The 15,725-nt window shown below is 61.7% G+C and carries 16 protein-coding genes; 4 read left to right on the plus strand and 12 right to left on the minus strand.

Going from position 1 to position 15,725, the window contains the following annotated elements:
• Positions 1 to 174 precede the first annotated feature (174 nt).
• Both ABWV23_RS21930 and ABWV23_RS21935 read left to right on the plus strand, forming a co-directional pair.
• Positions 175 to 660: an Hsp20/alpha crystallin family protein gene (locus tag ABWV23_RS21930; RefSeq protein WP_353351767.1), complete on the plus strand. Its 486-nt coding sequence runs from the start codon at positions 175 to 177 to the stop codon at positions 658 to 660.
• A gap of 824 nt (positions 661 to 1,484) precedes the next feature.
• Positions 1,485 to 2,285, plus strand: coding sequence for a Crp/Fnr family transcriptional regulator (locus ABWV23_RS21935; protein ID WP_353351769.1), 801 nt, complete (start codon positions 1,485 to 1,487; stop codon positions 2,283 to 2,285).
• A 103-nt stretch (positions 2,286 to 2,388) separates the two neighbouring features.
• On the opposite strand, the gene ABWV23_RS21940 is transcribed toward ABWV23_RS21935, so the two are convergent.
• The 5 genes from ABWV23_RS21940 to ABWV23_RS21960 are packed head-to-tail and all read right to left on the minus strand — an operon-like array spanning position 2,389 to position 7,512.
• The gene (locus tag ABWV23_RS21940; RefSeq protein ID WP_353351771.1) at positions 2,389 to 2,874 is read right to left on the minus strand and encodes an ATPase; all 486 of its coding nucleotides are present in this window, start codon (positions 2,872 to 2,874) and stop codon (positions 2,389 to 2,391) included.
• On the minus strand, positions 2,871 to 3,794 hold the full coding sequence (gene arcC / locus ABWV23_RS21945; protein WP_353351773.1) for a carbamate kinase: 924 nt from the start codon (positions 3,792 to 3,794) through the stop codon (positions 2,871 to 2,873). Before arcC ends, ABWV23_RS21940 begins: the two co-directional genes overlap by 4 nt.
• Position 3,795: 1 nt before the next feature.
• A complete protein-coding gene (argF, locus tag ABWV23_RS21950) occupies positions 3,796 to 4,797 on the minus strand; it encodes an ornithine carbamoyltransferase (protein ID WP_353351775.1) in 1,002 nt (333 codons plus the stop codon).
• Between the two features lie 17 nt (positions 4,798 to 4,814).
• A complete protein-coding gene (locus tag ABWV23_RS21955; RefSeq protein WP_353351777.1) occupies positions 4,815 to 6,044 on the minus strand; it encodes an arginine deiminase in 1,230 nt (409 codons plus the stop codon).
• Between the two features lie 22 nt (positions 6,045 to 6,066).
• A complete protein-coding gene (locus ABWV23_RS21960) occupies positions 6,067 to 7,512 on the minus strand; it encodes a YfcC family protein (RefSeq protein WP_353351779.1) in 1,446 nt (481 codons plus the stop codon).
• 124 nt (positions 7,513 to 7,636) lie between these two features.
• Between ABWV23_RS21960 and ABWV23_RS21965 the strand changes: the two genes are divergently transcribed.
• A complete protein-coding gene (locus ABWV23_RS21965) occupies positions 7,637 to 7,843 on the plus strand; it encodes a hypothetical protein (RefSeq protein WP_353351781.1) in 207 nt (68 codons plus the stop codon).
• 231 nt (positions 7,844 to 8,074) lie between these two features.
• Here ABWV23_RS21965 and ABWV23_RS21970 read toward each other — a convergent pair whose 3' ends face one another.
• Genes ABWV23_RS21970 through ABWV23_RS22000 form a run of 7 tightly spaced genes read right to left on the minus strand, consistent with a single transcriptional unit; the run spans position 8,075 to position 14,663 of the window.
• The gene (locus ABWV23_RS21970) at positions 8,075 to 8,827 is read right to left on the minus strand and encodes a tyrosine-protein phosphatase (protein ID WP_353351783.1); all 753 of its coding nucleotides are present in this window, start codon (positions 8,825 to 8,827) and stop codon (positions 8,075 to 8,077) included.
• A 13-nt stretch (positions 8,828 to 8,840) separates the two neighbouring features.
• Positions 8,841 to 9,647: a metallophosphoesterase gene (locus ABWV23_RS21975; RefSeq protein ID WP_353351785.1), complete on the minus strand. Its 807-nt coding sequence runs from the start codon at positions 9,645 to 9,647 to the stop codon at positions 8,841 to 8,843.
• A complete protein-coding gene (locus ABWV23_RS21980; protein ID WP_353351787.1) occupies positions 9,644 to 10,414 on the minus strand; it encodes an ATP-binding cassette domain-containing protein in 771 nt (256 codons plus the stop codon). The genes ABWV23_RS21975 and ABWV23_RS21980 overlap by 4 nt, the downstream gene beginning before the upstream one ends.
• Complete coding sequence (locus ABWV23_RS21985) at positions 10,411 to 11,361, minus strand: ABC transporter ATP-binding protein (protein ID WP_353351789.1); 951 nt, start codon at positions 11,359 to 11,361, stop codon at positions 10,411 to 10,413. The genes ABWV23_RS21980 and ABWV23_RS21985 overlap by 4 nt, the downstream gene beginning before the upstream one ends.
• Positions 11,358 to 12,176: an ABC transporter permease gene (locus ABWV23_RS21990; RefSeq protein WP_353351791.1), complete on the minus strand. Its 819-nt coding sequence runs from the start codon at positions 12,174 to 12,176 to the stop codon at positions 11,358 to 11,360. Before ABWV23_RS21990 ends, ABWV23_RS21985 begins: the two co-directional genes overlap by 4 nt.
• Positions 12,173 to 13,117, minus strand: a complete 945-nt coding sequence (locus ABWV23_RS21995; protein ID WP_353351794.1) for an ABC transporter permease — start codon at positions 13,115 to 13,117, stop codon at positions 12,173 to 12,175. Before ABWV23_RS21995 ends, ABWV23_RS21990 begins: the two co-directional genes overlap by 4 nt.
• A 52-nt stretch (positions 13,118 to 13,169) precedes the next feature.
• Positions 13,170 to 14,663, minus strand: coding sequence for an ABC transporter substrate-binding protein (locus ABWV23_RS22000; RefSeq protein ID WP_353351796.1), 1,494 nt, complete (start codon positions 14,661 to 14,663; stop codon positions 13,170 to 13,172).
• Positions 14,664 to 15,125: 462 nt separating this feature from the next.
• Here ABWV23_RS22000 and ABWV23_RS22005 point away from each other — a divergent pair.
• On the plus strand, positions 15,126 to 15,725 hold a 600-nt coding region (locus tag ABWV23_RS22005), incomplete at its 3' end, for a hypothetical protein (RefSeq protein WP_353351798.1).

Genomic DNA, 15,725 nt, shown 5'->3' on the forward strand with positions numbered 1-15,725 from the left:
CAGCCTGACAATCCCGGCGCGGTCGATGAAGGCATTCGCGCGCCGCCCCCTTGTCACTTGATTTCGGGATCCAGCCGAACAATCGGCGCATTCTGGAATTGACGAAAGTCAAACGCGAAACGTGCGCGATCGGCACTCTACAGTCACTAGCCTACATGCAAAAGGAGCTTCGAAATGACGTACCAAGACTTTCTGCCGACATCTTGGCTGCATCACAAGGAGGGCGACGATGCTCCCCTCGTGTCGCTTCGAAAACAGGTGGATTCCCTGTTTGACGATTTTGATCGTGGCTTTTGGACTCGCAGCGCGGATTTCACGGTGCGGTCCAACATAAGCGAGACCGACAAGGAGGTTTGCATCACCGCCGAACTTCCCGGATTGACCGAAAAGGACATTGATGTCTCGGTCGTCGGCAATCGGATCACCGTCAAGGGCCGGAAGCAGTCGGAGACAGAGGAAAAAAGCGACGACGAAGGTCGTCAGTTTCTTAGGGTGGAGCGCATGTCCGGTGATTTCCAGCGCTGCATCGCGTTGCCATTCGAGATCGACGCCGATTCCGTGACCGCCGACGTCAAGGACGGCGTGTTGACGGTGACGGTGCCCAAGCCGGCGGAGCTCACCGCGAACACCAAGAAGATTCAGGTATCACGATCCGAGTGATCGCCTTGCTTCATACGAACGGATCGCACCGCTAAGTCAGATGCGGTCCGTTTTCCTTGTTCGTCCAAGGACTCGAGGTTTGTGTCACGGACGGCATGTCGCTTTGGCTTCAGCCCATCGCATCGCAGGGTGGCCTGACAGTGCCGGGCACTTGGATGCGGAAACGATGGTTGAACTGACGCGGAGAATCCCATCCCCGTGTTGGATCCTGCGAAACCGTTGGCCCACTTGAAGCCGTCCTTCGGCGCCTGGGGGCGTAAAGCGTGCCGCCCAGGTCGACACCTCGCGGCGATCCACAATCCACCCCGACCTCCCGATTCACTGTGAAGCACTTCAAAAGCACGCCCCAACGTTCATACGTTGCCTGGTGACGGCGTCGAAACGGCGGCAAGCCTCAGATGTCAGCGTAAATCCAAAGACATGGGCGGGAGTGCCGAGATGAGGTGCAGAACAAGGCCGCAGTATCTGGAGCGTGCAAGAAACGCGCACAACCGGGCCGCGCCTGTGCTGAAATCCGACATGTCCAGCAGGGTCAAAATGCACCGTCATGTCACGGACCTGCGCAGGCCCATGCGCGCACCTCTTGGGCTGATCGGACAAGTTCTGATCGTTGAGGTGCTTTCCGGGCATTTCATACAGCCGGTGCCAGAGGCAGCGGCGGCGCCTTGATCGCTGCCGTTCAAACATATCGTCGCCTTGCGGAAGGTCGCCCCCGGCTCGACAGGCAGAGCCGTTCAACCTCTGACCCTGTGTCCACGAGTTGACCTGTCCGCGACCTGCGACCGGAGAAACGTATTCTGAAGATCTAATTTAGGAGTGGGCCAATGGATTCGGCGATCAACGGCGAAAGCACACAACCCGTTCAGCGCTATTTTCAACAACGGAGAGCGGCCCCCATCAGGTTGCGGGAAGCCCTGACCAGCCAAGACCTCGACCTCGTCATGAGCGAGACAACACATGGTCGGGCGACGGGCCAAAGCCTGGATTCGCGACATGGCCCATTGATCTCTCTGGTCGAACAGAAAGGCTTTCGACAGCATTTCCAACCAAACAGTACGGTCTTGCTTCACGGGGATCCTGCGAATGCCGTCTATTTTATCGAATCCGGAATAATTCGATGCTGCACCATAGATGGCCACGGAAGGCGGCAGATATTCTCGTTTGCGAAGAAAGGCGAGTTTGTCGGGCTATCCGACACCGATCGGTGGCATTTCACGGCAGAAGCCGTCGATCATGTCATCGTGAAGTCAGTCCCGCGCGCAATTCTCGAACAGGAAATCGCCGGCAGCACACCCTTGCGGCATGAGGTCAGGGCCTACATACGTGGCCTTCTTGAGCAGCGCGAAAAGCTGTTGCTGACGCTCGCGAACGCCAATGGTCCAGACCGTCTTTATGGGTTTCTCGAAGACTTCGCCGCGTCGCGATCCAACGCGGGCTATGTCGTGCTTCCGATGTGTCGGCGGGACATTGGCGATCACATCGGGTTGTCGACGGAAAGCGTCAGTCGCGCCTTCAGCGACCTGAAGCGAAAGGGCCGCATAGACCTGAAGTCGCATGAGAAATACAGGATTGTAGCCAAGTCTGAGGGCTTTCAAACGCCGGAACGGTCGCATACGCCTCTCTGAGGCCGGGTATTGTCACGAGGCTGGGCACTTGAAGTCCTTGCAGCGGCGAAAGGCCGGTCAGGCCCTTCCTCCTTCGAATGTGGCCGGCCTTCTTGTCGCGGCGCTATGGCACCCGAAGCAGCATCGTCCTTGGGTCAGGGCCTATCGTGCCCGCCGAAACACGGCCGGGATCCGGGCTCAGGGTCGAATCCCCCTGCAATTCGGCGACGAGTCGGACCAACTCCGCCTCGAGCCGTGACAAGGCCGATCGCGCCTGGCGCAGTTCCTCGTCCATCCCAGAGAAACGCGCTTTCACGGTCTCCTGCAAGCTGCCGAGATCATCGCCATGAACACCGCGCAGGGCGGCCACCGCGACCGTGCACCCAATCTTGACAAGCAGACCTTCGTCGATGCCGAAGATCGCCTCTGCCCCGCTGGCAAGGCGCAGCGTCATGACCGAGGGGACCAGTGCCGTTACGAAATTGACGTGGTTCGGCCAGATCCCGAATGCCCCTGTCGGGGCGACCGCCGTCACACGCTCCGCACGTCCTTCGAACAGGGTCCGTGTGGGCAGGCGTAGGGTGACGTGCATGTCCGTGGCCACACTCATCCGCGATCTCCATCGGCTTGAACCACCTGGGTGCCTGCCGCGCCTTCGAGGATACGGAGCGCATCGCCAAGCCGACCGATCCCGGCAAACCCGCCAGTTGCCGCAAAGTCGCAGGCCGCCTGAAGCTTCGGCCCCATCGACCCGTCGGGTAAAGTCAACGCGCGCCCGGATTCCGGGGTGAGCTTGCGGATCGGAGTCGCCTGGTCGGTCCCGAAGTTCTCATATACCGCGTCGACATCCGTCAGGAGCAACAAGGCGTCTGCGCCGATGTCTAGCGCAAGCAGGCAACTGGCTGCGTCCTTGTCGATCACCGCCTCGACCCCAATCATCGAACCGTCGGCGCGGCGCATCACCGGAATGCCACCGCCCCCAGCGCAAATGACCGTCACCCCTTGATCGAGCAGCAAGCGCAACACCCGTAGGTCGGGAATCTCGTTGGGCTTCGGCGAGGGCACCACTCGGCGCCAATGCGCGCCGTCCTGCGCGATGGTCCAGCCGGCCACGTTCGCGCGCGCCTCCGCCTCGGCCCGGGAATACACCGGTCCGACGAACTTGGTCGGGGCCTGAAATGCCGGGTCTTCCGGATCGACGACCACCTGGGTCAGCAGGGTGGCAACCGCATGATCGTGGCCAAGGGCATTCTCCAATTCCTGCTCGATCAGATAGCCGATCATGCCCTCTGTCTCGGCACCCAGAACGTCCAGCGGATAGGCCTCTTTCGGTTTGTACGCTGCGCCCTGCAACGCAAGAAGACCGACCTGTGGGCCATTCCCGTGGGTCACGATCATGGAATGACCGGCCCGCACGATTTCGGCGAGGGCAAGTGCGGCGTTCTTCACGTTTTCACGTTGCGTCTCGGCTGTCAGCGGCTCCCCCCGTCGCAACAGCGCATTGCCGCCGATGGCCGCGATAACCAGCATCTCAAGACCCCAGCGTTGCGACCAGAACGGCCTTGATGGTGTGCATCCGGTTCTCTGCCTGATCGAACACGATCGAGGCCGGGCTCTCGAACACCTCCTCCGTGACCTCCATCGCGTCGAGCCCGAACTCGGCCTTGATTTCTGCACCGACTGTCGTTTCGGTATTATGGAAAGATGGCAGGCAGTGCATGAAACAGGCCCGGGGATTACCGGTCTTGGCCATTACCTCCGCCGTGACCTGGTAGGGTTTCAAAAGGGCGATGCGCTCGGCCCATTTTCCCTTGGGTTCGCCCATGGAAACCCAGACATCGGTATAGACGAAATCAACACCCTTCACGGCCGCACCCACGTCCTCGGTGATCGTTACGCGGGCGCCTGTTTCCCTTGCAAGCGTCCTGGCCTCGTCGATGATCTCCTGGGCCGGCCAGCAGGCTTCAGGGGCGCACAGACGCACATCCATGCCCATTTTCGCCCCGCCGATCAGCAGGCTGTCTCCCATGTTGTTGCCAGCATCCCCGAGAAAGACATAGGACACCTGGTGCAGCGGTTTCTCGACATGTTCCTGCATGGTCAGGAAGTCAGCCAGGATCTGCGTCGGATGAAACTCGTCCGTCAGGCCGTTGTAGACCGACACACCCGAGAATTCGACCAGTTGATCCACGACGGCCTGTCCGAACCCGCGATATTCGATCGCGTCATAGATCCGGCCCAGCACCCGCGCGGTATCCTTGACCGATTCCTTGTGCCCGATATGCGACCCGGTCGGTCCCAGGTAGGTCACGCGCGCGCCCTGATCATAGGCGGCAACCTCGAAACCGACTCGCGTGCGCGTGCTGTCCTTTTCAAAGATCAGCGCGATGTCCTTGCCTTGCAATCGCGGCTGTTCGGTTCCGGTGTATTTCGCGACCTTCAGATCGGCGGCGAGCTTCAGCAGGAACGCGATTTCTCGTGGTGTAAAGTCCCGCAGTGTCAGGAAGTGTCGGTTGTGGAGATTGAAAGCCATTGCATTTCCTTTCGGGATCAGACTGCGTCGCGGATCGTGGGGCAACTCATGCAATGACCACCGCCGCGGCCCCGGCCAAGCTCGGCGCCCGGAATGGCCAGCACCTCGATTCCTGCCGCGTTCAGCGCGGCGTTGGTGTCGTCGTTGCGATCATACCCGATGACCACGCCGGGCCGCAGGGCCAGCACATTGTTGCCGTCATTCCACTGCTCGCGGGATCGCTCTTCCTCGGTGTCGCCCCCGGTCGGCACGATGGTCAGGCGCTTGTAGCCCAGTACCTCGGCCACGATCTCGAAGATGGGACGCGGGTCATGGCGGAATTGCAGGGGCGCGACGCCCTCACCGGGCCGGATGTCATAGCAGACAAGCTCCTCCGCGACTTCCTTGAAAGTGGTAACGACATCGCCGCCGCACAGGGTAAAAATGGTGTCGAGATGCATCGCCGCGCGTGATTTCGGAATGGCAAAGGCCAGAACCCGCTGAGCGGCACCGGAGTCGAACAGCGCCTCGGCAAGTTGACCAACCCCTTGCGGCGAAGATCGCTCCCCCATCCCCACCAGCACGGTTTCGTCGCCCACGGGCATGATGTCGCCGCCCTCCACCGTTGCAAGCCCGTGCTCGACGGTCGGATCGCCGAAGTGGATTGTCGTCTTGCCCGCGAATTTGGGGTGAAACTTGTAGATGGCGGTGTTGAGCAGTGTTTCCGGGCGACGTGCAGCCCAATGCATCGGGTTGACCGACACGCCACCGAAGATCCAAGCGGAATTGTCCCGCGTGAACAGCGCATTCGGCAGAGGTGGCAGGATGAAGCCGTGCGCGCCGAGGTAGTTGCCAAACAGGCCCGACGGGACGAAGGGAAGATCGTCGACGGCAAGACCGCCGAGGAGGTATTCGGCCAGTTGCACCCCAGGCAATTCGTCCATCCAGGCGTGAAGCTCGGTCAGCATGCCCACGCCGATCTGATCCGGCGTAATGCGGTGATCCAGCACCCAGTCCCGGCCTTCCGGGATATCCAGCGTCTCGGCCAGCAGGTCGTTGACATCCAGAACCTCGACCCCTTCGTCACGCATCGTTTGCGCGAAGACATCGTGATCCTTCCGGGCCTGCTTGACCCAGAACACGTCGTCGAACAGCAACTCTTGGCAGTTTCCTGGTGTCAGGCGGCGGTGGGCAAGACCGGGGCGGCACACGACGACCTGCCGCAGCACGCCGGTTTCAGAGTGAACCCCGAGGGTCAGTTCGGTCATCTTCTTTTCCTTTGTCGGGTTTTCACAGAACAGCGGCGATGCTGATCGCGACGCAGCACACAACAACCAGGATCACCAGCAGCGGCCAGATGAAGGCCAACCAGCGGTCATAGGGCACACGGCCGATCGCCAACCCGCCAACCACCACCGCGTAGGTCGGGGTGATGAGGTTGGTGATGCCGATCGCCGTCTGGAACGAGGTAACCGCCAGGTCGCGACCGACACCGGCAAAATCCGACAGCGGCGCAAGGATCGGCATGGACAACACCGCAAGCCCCGAGGTCGATGGAACGACGAAGCTCATCAACGCTTCGGTGCCGAACATGGCGTTGACGTAGGCGATGCTCGACATGCCGGTGATCCTTTCCTCGAAGAAGTTGAGGATCGTGGCCGTGATCATGCCGTTATCCATGACGACGACGATGCCGCGAGCCAGCCCGATCACGAGCGCCACGCCCAGCAGGTCGCGGGCACCGTTGACGAAGGCGGTTGTCATGACCTTCTCGCCCATCCAGCCGATCAGGCCGATCAGGATGGAGGAACCCAGAAACAGCGCGGACATCTCGGCCATCCACCATCCCTGCGAGGACACGCCCCAGATCATCACCGCGAATGTCACCCCGAACACGATCAGGATGATCTTCTGCTTGCCGGTCAGGCTGGCGATGCGGCTGGCGTCATGATCCTTGAGGAAATGCGCCTCGTTCGACTCCTTCCGCTCTGCCACGACCGAGCGCAGCGGATCCTTGCGCACCCGTTCGGCGTAGCGCATCACGAATAACACGGCGGCCAGCCAGCTCAGCCCGAGGATGACCAGGCGCAGTCCCATGCCCTGGGTAAAGGGAATCCCGGCGGCATTGGAGGCGATGGCCGTCGAGAACGGGTTGATGGTCGAGCCGAGAACCCCGACACCGGCGCCCAGCATGATGATCGCCACGCCGGTGACCGCGTCATACCCCGCCGCGATCATCACCGGGATCAGCAACGGGTAGAAGGCCAGTGTTTCCTCGGCCATGCCGTAGGTCGTTCCGCCCAGGGCGAACAGCGCCATCATCACCGGGATCATCCACTTTTCCCGGCCCTTCAGCGCGCCGATCGCCCGCTCGATGCCGGTGTTCACCGCGTCCGTCGCGTTCACGACACCGAGAAAGCCACCGATCACCAGGACGAACAGCGACACGTCAATCGCGTTGGCAACGTATTCCGACGGGTCATAGAAACCGGCAATCGGCGCCAGCAGCACGTCGACCAGCCCCTGTGGTTCGGCCTCGACCGTGTGGTAGGTCCCAGGGACCGGGGCCTCCTTTTCCAGCGCCGCGTTCATGGCCTGGTCATACTGGCCGGCAGGCATGATCCATGTCAGGGCCGCCATCAGGACGATCAGCAGAAACAGGATCGTGTAAGCGGTTGGAAACCGGGAACTTGAATGTTCCACCCGGCTCAGGCCGTGATGGTTCTCGTGGTGCATAGGCGTTCTCCCGCGGGCTTGCCTTGTTGCCGGCCCGATGGGGCCGGCGCCTGGCAGATGCTTTCATGACAAACCTTGGAGCCTTGGAACGTTCGCCGATTGATAAGTGTCAATCGGCGAACCGATGACCGACCGCAGCCATTGTCAGGTTGTTGAAGTTTGTCCGCCCGGGACCTCTCCGGCCATGCTGAATACCGAAGACTTGATCCGGCTCAGAAGCATTCCGTTCCTGCCGAGCGTCATTGGCCACACCATATGGCCGACCAAGCCGACCATACAGCCCGCCGGGATGCTCAGCGTCACCTCGGACGGGGCCGCCACCCTGCCATAGCGATGGCTCACCGCCGCGAGAGACGCAACGGGGGTGGAGGTTTCCGGGCCGGTCATTGCCCTGTCCCGGCACCTGTTTCATCGTCATTCGTCACCGGCGTGGGCAGGGTCGTTGCCACGGGGGGGGGGCGTCAGTCCTTCGAGCCACGCAGGTTTCGGCGGTCAGATGTGGTTCACTGGCAGGTTGCCTTGTCGCCTCGGAGCGGTCCGAGCAGCCTGGAGTGTCGCGGCGTCAGTCGCCAAGAAGGCGGTCGCGCAAGGCGGAGATGTCACCCGCCTCAAGCCCGATATCCTTCAAGTAATTTGAAATCGAGCCGTGCCGCTGCGTGACCTGATCGAGTGTCGCGGACATGGTCAGCGGGGCGCAGGAGAGGAATCTTGCGTGCATCTCGGCATCCCCTCCATTGGCGCGTGTCTGGTCAAGCAGCTCCTCGACAAGGTCGTGGATGAAGTCTCCGGTCAGCGAATAGTCGGCCAGAATCGTCTCGCGGTCGACGCCGGCGACCTCGAGCAGCAGCGCGGCGACAAGCCCGGTGCGGTCTTTGCCTGCGGTGCAATGAAACAGAAGCGTGCCCTCTGGCGCGGTGGCGATGGTCGAGAGGATATCGCGGATCGCCTCGCCACGGTCGATCAGGGCAGAGAGATAGAATTGAATCAGGGGGTCGTCTTCGCCCGCCTCCTGGGTGGCCATCAGGGCCGGCGCGAGATCATCGTAAACCGGCTTGTGATAGAAGGTGACCCGTGCGTGGTTCATGAAGGGGTTCGGGTCGTTCGCGAGTTCGGCCTCGGAGCGCAGGTCCATCACCGAGGTCAGCCCCGAGGCGCTGAGCGCATCGAACCCGTCGGGGGTCAGCCGGTGCAGGCCATCGCCCCTGAGCACGCGACGCCAGCGGGTGGTTCGACCGCAGCCCGTGGGATAGCCGCCGAGATCCCGGATATTCTGAACCCCCGGCAGGTCAACGCGGCGCTGGAAGCTATCCTTCATTCCTGCCCCCATTTTACTGGAACGCGCGCAGGCGGGCTTCTTCCAGCACGGCCAGTTCGCGACGGTCGGGCGACAGCGGCACGAAGGCCACGGACAGGCCTGAGGGGCGGAGTGTGCACAGGCCCATGCTGGTGCCCTCGACGATGCGCATGTCGCGCTGTTCCATGATGTCGACGGTCGAGTTGAGGCCCATGCAGGTGATCACCGGCACGCCCATCCAGTGATACACCTGATCGATGTGAACATGCCCGGAGAGCACGCCGACGACGCCCCTCCCGCGGATCGTGTCGCCAAAGCTTTTGCTGCTTTCCGCGTCAAGGCTGGCCCAGGGGAGGGTCCGCTCGTCAAGATGCGGGGGGTGGTGCGCGACGATGAGTTTGGGCAGATCCGGCTCTCGATCGAGCGCGGCATCGAGAAAGGCGATCTGCTCGGAGTCGAGACGACCTGCCACACGACCGGGCACCAGCGTATCAAGGGTGATGACGTGAAGCCCGGCAACGATCATTTCATACTGATACGGATCATCGCCGGTGCCGGTTTCGAACGCCTCGGCAAAGGCCGCGCGCTTGTCATGGTTGCCCAAGGCGAGTGCCACGGGCGGTTCCAGACCTGCAAGGATGTCCTTGACCAATTGATAGGAGGAAGGCGCGCCGGTGTTCGTCAAATCGCCGCTGGCGACCACAAGGTCGGGGAGCGGTTCCATGGCGTTAATCGCCGCGACGGCGCGGCGCAGCATGCCGGTGGTATCGGTTTTTAATCCCGCGTCACCGGACTCCGGGTGGGAAACGTGGAGGTCGGTCAAATGAACAATTCGGGTCATATCAATCCGGAGGCTTTCAACAGGGAACGCGTGTAGGGTTGCTTGGGCGATTGCATGACGTCTGCTGCCGCCCCGTATTCGACTGACTTGCCATGTTCCATGACAAGGATGCTGTCGCAGATGCTGCCAACAACCGAAAGATCGTGGCTGATAAACAGGATTGCCAAGCCCAGGTCGTCCTGCAAGTCCATAAGCAGGTTGAGGATCTGCGCCTGCACCGACATGTCGAGTGCCGAGACCGCCTCGTCCGCGACAAGAAGCGAGGGGCGCGTCACGATGGCGCGGGCGATTGCCACGCGTTGGCGCTGGCCGCCGGAAAATTCATGCGGGAACTTGCCGGCATCGGCGGCGCGCAGGCCGACGTGATCAAGTGCCTCGGCGACCCGGCCATCATCGGGCGTGTCGGTGGCGCGCAGCGGCTCCGCAATGGACCATCCGACGGTACGGCGCGGGTTGAGGCTTCCGAAAGGGTCCTGGAACACCAATTGAAAATGCGGCCGCAGGGCCCGCAGCTCGGCGGCCCGCAAAGCGGCGAGGTCCTTGCCCTCGAAGAGCACGCGGCCCGTGTTCGGTTTTTCGAACGCCATGACCATGCGGGCCAGGGTGGATTTGCCCGACCCGGATTCACCGACGATCCCCAGCGTCTTGCCGCGCTCCAGCGTGAAGTTGGCCGCATCTACGGCGGTAATCGTCCTGGCTGGAGAAAACAGCGAGTTGCGCGGCAAACTATATTGCCGGGTAACGTGCTCGACCGATAAAAGCGTCATGTCGCATCCTTGAGCCGATGGCAGGTGGCCCCGCCGACCAGTGGCGCGCGCTCTGACGCGCAGACCGGCAGTTCGACCGGACAACGACCGGAGAAACGGCAGCCTGCGGGCAGGTCGGACAGCGGCGGAACCGTTCCGGGAATCGTCGGCAGGCGTTTGCGCCGCCCGGAGGTTTCGCGCATGTTCTCCGGGCTTGGACGGGCCGACAGCAAACCTTGCGTATAGGGATGGCGCGGGTTGGCCAGAACGTCCTTTGTCGCGCCGCGTTCCACGATATCGCCGCCGTACATCACCAGTATGTCCAGAGTCGCGCGCGCCACGGCGGTCAGATCATGCGAGACAAAGACCAGCGCCATGTTCCGATCCTGGGCCAGGCGGGTCAGCAACTCGGTGATCTTCAGCGCGACATTGGCATCCAGCGCGGTTGTCGGCTCATCCGCGATCAGCAGGCCGGGATCACAGGTGAGTGCCAGCGCGATCAGCACCCGTTGTCGTTGGCCGCCGGAAATCTCGTGCGGAAACTGGCGCAGGCGGGCTTCGGGGTTCGGGATGCCCACTTCCTTGAATAGTGCCAATGCGCGCTCCCGGGCCGCCTCACGGCTCAATCCCATGTGGACGAGCAAGGGCTCCATGACCGTTTCGCCAACGCGCTTGGTCGGGTTCAGGGCGGCCATAGGTTCCTGAAAGATCATGGCGACCCGGCGGGCGCGCAGATCTTGCCAGCTTTTCTCGTCCGCCCCCGCCATCTCGATCCCGTCGAGTGTCATGCGACCGCTTACGGTGGCCGCATCGGGGGTCATACCGATCAGCGACAGACCCAGCATCGTCTTGCCGCACCCCGATTCTCCGACGATCCCGATCCGGTCGCCCGGCCGGATCGAGAGCGAGACCTGGCGCACGGCTTGCCCGGTTCCGATCGAGACAGTCAGGTTTTCAAGTTCTATCATCGTTCGCGCGCCAATCTTGGGTCGGTGATGTCCCTCAGCCCGTCACCGAGCAGGCTGAACCCCAGCACGGCGATGACGATGCAGAGGCCGGGATAAATGGCAAGCTGTGGTGCGAGATACATCAGCGTTTGTGCCTCCGACAGCATCCGGCCCCAGGAGGGCGAGGGCGGTTGCGCGCCAAGGCCAAGATAGCTGAGCGCGGCCTCGGCAAGGATCGCGATGGCAAATTCGATGGTTGCCTGCACGATCACCGGGGCGGCGATATTGGGGATGATATGGTCGCGCGAGATCACGAAGCGCCCCATCCCCGCCGCACGGGCGGCAAAGACGTATTCGCGTGTCCAGATCTGGTTGGCCGAGGCGCGGGCGACCCGCGCGAAAACGGGAATATTGATAAAGGCGATGGCGACTACCGCAACGGTCAAGGACGGGCCGAACACCGCCGCCAGCATGATGGCGAACAAGAGGGCGGGGAAGGCAAAGCTGATATCGGCGAGGCGCATCACCAGCTCTTCGACGATGCCTCCGACGGCCGAGGCGACAAGACCGAGGGCCACGCCAGTCGTGCCGCCGATGAACACCGCCGTCAGCGCCACCGCGACCGAATTGCGCGCCGCCGCCATGAGCTGTGAGAGCACGTCACGCCCAAGTTGATCGGTGCCGAGCCAATGTTCGGGCGAGGCCGGAGCGAGCTTGTTGCGGATGTCGAGCATGGTGTGGTCATAGGGCGTCCAGACAAGGGACAGCGCAGCTGTGCAAACGACCAGTCCGACCAGAACTGCACCGATGACAAGGTTGGCAGGCAAACGTTTCATGACCGGGCTTTCAGGCGGGGGTCGATCGCGACATAGAGCAGGTCGACAACAAAGTTCGCGGTGACGACGATGGCGGCAAACAGCATGACAAGCGCCTGGACCGAAGGCAGGTCCCGGTTGGCAATCGACTGAAAGATCAGGCGCCCCAACCCGGGAAGGTAGAACACGTTCTCAATCACGATGGTGCCGGTGACAAGGGCGGCAAACTGCATCCCCACGATGGTCACGATGGGGATGAGCGCGTTGGGCAGAACGTGCCGCCAAAGCACCCGCCGACGCGAGAACCCCATGGCCCGCGCGGTGCGGATGTAATCCAGACGCATCACTTCGAGCGCGGAAGAGCGGGTGACACGGGCCAGAACCGCGGACTGGACCAGCGCAAGGGCAACGGTCGGCAGGATCAGCGCCTTGATCGCCTCCCACGGATCGGACCAGCCGGGAAACCCCCCGGGCGGAAGCCAGCGCAGCTTGACCGCAAAAAGCATCACCAAAAGGAGCGACAGCCAGAATGCGGGCACCGCGATGCCCAACTGGCTGAGAAACATCACCCCCCAATCGCCGGGCTTGCGATGATTGGCCGCCGCGCCGATGCCAAGCGCGAGCGCAAGGATCACGGTGAAAACCATCCCGGACACGGCGAGTGAGATCGTCAGCGGCAAGCGTTCGACCACGAGGTCGAACACCGGGACCCGGAACGAATGGCTGATTCCGAAATCGCCATGAAGGGCATCCCAGACCCAATGGACATAGCGCGTCAGCACCGGGTCGTTGAGCGCGAGCTCTTCGCGAAGCGCGGCGAGGGCGTCTTCGGTGGCATCCATTCCAAGGATCGTCAGCGCGGGATCGCCCGGCAGGATGTTCATGACGGCGAACACCACGGCCGAGACGACGAGCAGCGTCAGAACGAAACTGAAGGTGCGTCGGAGGAGAAAGTAACTCATTGTGAAGAAGGCCCTGCGCGCCGGAAGCTGGCCCGGCGCGCAAGTAACCCGGTCAATTCATGCTCACGCCTGCCAGCGGTTGGAACAGCACTGCGCGCGAGGGCCAGAACCCCTTTACTCCGGTCTTGTACACGCCCAGTTGAGGCATCTGGAACAGGAAGCCGTGCACCGCCTGATCCGCGAGGTATTTCTGCGCCTCTTTCAGCATCTCGTTGCGGGCCGCATCGTCCGTTTCGACGCTGATCTTGCCCCAGAGCGCGGTAAATCCGGCATCGTCGTAGCCATAGAAATACTTCGGGCCGCGCACGAAGTTGCTGAGATCATTGGGCGCGGTATGCGCGATGATCGTCATGTCATAGTTTTTCTTCTTGTAGACCTCGTCGATCCAGAAGCCCCATTCCACGTTCTCGACCTTAACGTCGATCCCCGCCTCGGCCAGCTGCGCCTGGATGATCTCGGCAGAGCGCGTCGCGTAGGGGAACGGGGGCACCCTCAGGGTCATCGTGCTGCCGGCAACGCCGGCCTCATCGAAAAGCGCCTTTGCGCGGTCCGTATCGTGCGGATAGGTGCCGGTCAGATCAACATAGGCCGGGCCGTGCGGCGGGTAGAAACTGCCGATCGGGACTGCCTGCCCGTACATCGCGCCATCAATGATCTCGTCGCGATCAATGGCGTGGCTGATCGCGCGGCGGACCCGGACATCGTCAAAAGGCGGCTTGGCGTTGTTCATCGCCAGGATCACTTCCCCCTCGGTGGATCCGACAACAACGTCAAAGCGCGGGTCTGCTTCGAATTGCGGCAGGATCTCCGGTGCGGGGAATGCCGGAAAGGCGTCGATCTCCTCGGAGAGGAGCGCGGCGGAAGCGGCCGCCGCGTCCGAGATGAACTTGAACTCCACGCGGTCCAGCTTGACCGTGTCGGCATCGCGATAGTCCGGGTTTTTCACCAGAACCAGCTTGTCGCCACGGGTCCAGTCCTCGTACTTGAACGGCCCGGTCCCGACCGGAGTGACATTGTTGGTCTCATAGCTTTCGGGGGCGACGATGGAAACGTCGCCCTGGGCCATGTTGAACAGGAAAAACGCGTCTTGCTTCGACAGCTTGATTTCCACGGTGCCGGGATCGACGACCGTGACGGCCTCGATGGAACTGAACAGTTTCTTGGACGGGTTGACCGAGTCCTCGGCCATCGCCCGGTCAAAGCTGAACTTGACGTCACCGGCATCGAATGTGGTGCCGTCGTGGAACTTGGCGCCCTCCACCAATTTGAACGTATAGGTCAGCCCATCGTCCGAGATCTTCCAGCTTTCGGCCAGCAGGGGCAGGACCTGTCCCGCCTCATCCACCGTGGTGAGCGATTCAAAGACGTTCTGGGTCAGCATGCCGTCGATCGAAGCCGTCGCATCGGCGGTCGGATCGAGCGACGTCGGCTCTTGTTGCTGGCCGATGACAATGGCAGTGTCTGCCTTGGCGACGACCGGTGCGAGCGTGACCGAAAAGGCGAGCGCGGCGATCGTCAAGGCCGAGGTCCGAAGTATTTTGGTCATGGAATTTCCCTTTGTCGTTTCTTGGGGGATGGTAATGCTCGCATGTGCGGTCTTGCCCACTTGACAACCGTGCCCCGAGATTTGCGTCGGGGTCAAGACGATGCCGCCAACTAAGACAGCGCCTTTGGCGATAAAAGGCTCTAGTGATCAGAAATTGTGTGGTATTTTGTGGTCTATCCCGGCAAACGGGGCAGGCTTGGTCCGGCCTTGGCACTGTTGAATGCAACCGTTGCCGGGTTACCCGAGTGCCTCCAGAATCTCGTCGAACTGCGCATCCCGTTCGGGCAGCTCGGACCAGATCAGTTTTATGTCTGAAGCAATACCCGGCAGGATCCGCGCCCTCCGAACGTCCATCAGGGGAATTGAGGTGCGCCCGGAATCATCCCGCGATGAGCGTCTCTGCGTTGACATGGGGGGTGGTCCCGTTATTTTTTGAACCAGTTTTTTTTGGGGGGGGGCGACATGACGACATACGCACTTGACGGTATTTCTTTCGATTGGCGGGACAACGCGGATTGGACCGGTATTGATTACACCGGTTATGACGCCAGCGTGACACTTAACGTCACCGCTGCGAGTGGCGGCGGTTTCACCTATACTCTGCTCCCACCGGAGGATGATGGTGACGTCTTTGCCGATGTCGATCTGAACAAGACCTATTTCCTCGGATTGGACGGTACAGCTCTCTATCCATACGCCGCCGGCGGTGTCGAGGATGCGAACTTGGGCATGTTCCAGGTCACCTGGAAAAGCGGCGGCGTCACGTACTCCACGACGCTGGTGGAATTCTCGGTGGAATATGGCGACGATGATACCGGCCATATGGTCGGGTCGGATTTCTATTTCGTGCTGGACGGCGACCCCTTGCCGGACTTCGCCTCCACGGCAGAAGCCATCAAGTTCGTGGATACCGAAACCTATATCACCGGGGTGAATACGCCATCAGGCGACTTTGCGCCCGGCGAATTCATCCCTTGGGCCGACCTGGCGGATATCGAGGTCGCTACCGAGGATGACGATATTCCCGGTACCGCCGGCAAGAATGTGCTCTTGGGAGGCAGC

Origin of the sequence: Aquicoccus sp. SU-CL01552, from assembly GCF_040365005.1 — a bacterium.
Taxonomy (GTDB): domain Bacteria; phylum Pseudomonadota; class Alphaproteobacteria; order Rhodobacterales; family Rhodobacteraceae; genus Antarcticimicrobium.